Source organism: Achromobacter sp. ACM05 (genome assembly GCF_019218915.1).
GTDB classification, from domain to species: domain Bacteria; phylum Pseudomonadota; class Gammaproteobacteria; order Burkholderiales; family Burkholderiaceae_B; genus Achromobacter; species Achromobacter animicus.
Window position 1 is genome coordinate 1 of the sequence record NZ_JAHUWQ010000012.1, and the last position, 612, is coordinate 612.

1 rRNA gene is annotated in these 612 nt (G+C 51.0%); it reads left to right on the forward strand.

Annotation, left to right across the window (positions count from 1 at the left end):
• The first annotated feature begins 5 nt into the window (after positions 1-5).
• A 5S ribosomal RNA gene (gene rrf, locus KW836_RS27660) occupies positions 6-118 on the forward strand.
• Positions 119-612 lie beyond the last annotated feature (494 nt).

The window sequence follows — 612 nt, forward strand, 5'->3', positions numbered from 1 at the left end:
TTACGCCTGACGACCATAGCAAGGTGGTACCACTCCTTCCCATCCCGAACAGGACAGTGAAACGCCTTTGCGCCGATGATAGTGGACGGACGTCTGTGAAAGTAGGTCATCGTCAGGCTTTTATTGCGCAAACCCCCACAGGTAAGCCTGTGGGGGTTTGTTTTTAGTGAGAACCTATGTTCCATGTCTGCTGAAACGGAGATCCTCCAGCTCGGCGACATTGCAGGACAGAGTGCAAGTCAGGCAGAAGCCGGTTGCATTCACTGCAAAAATGGTGATATAGTTTCGGGCTTGGCTGTTACCGAAAAATCTAGGGTTTGCCCTGACGTTTCGATAGCTGCTAGGGCAGGGCAAAAGTCCTGGCGAGACCTGAAGAGGTCGCCGCAAGAAAGCAAAGCAAAATGCGAAGCTGGCTTGACAAGCGATAAAAACTTCTTCATAATCTCGTTTCTCTGCTGCAACGACAGCGACGACGCGAAAGCGAGGTTGGCCGAAGTTGAAGGCAGAAACCAGTAGTACAGAATTTAGCAGTACCGCTCTTTAACAATTAAACAACCGATAAGTGTGGGCGCTTGATGCGAGTGCAGCGGTTTGGGTTTCGGCCTGGATCGC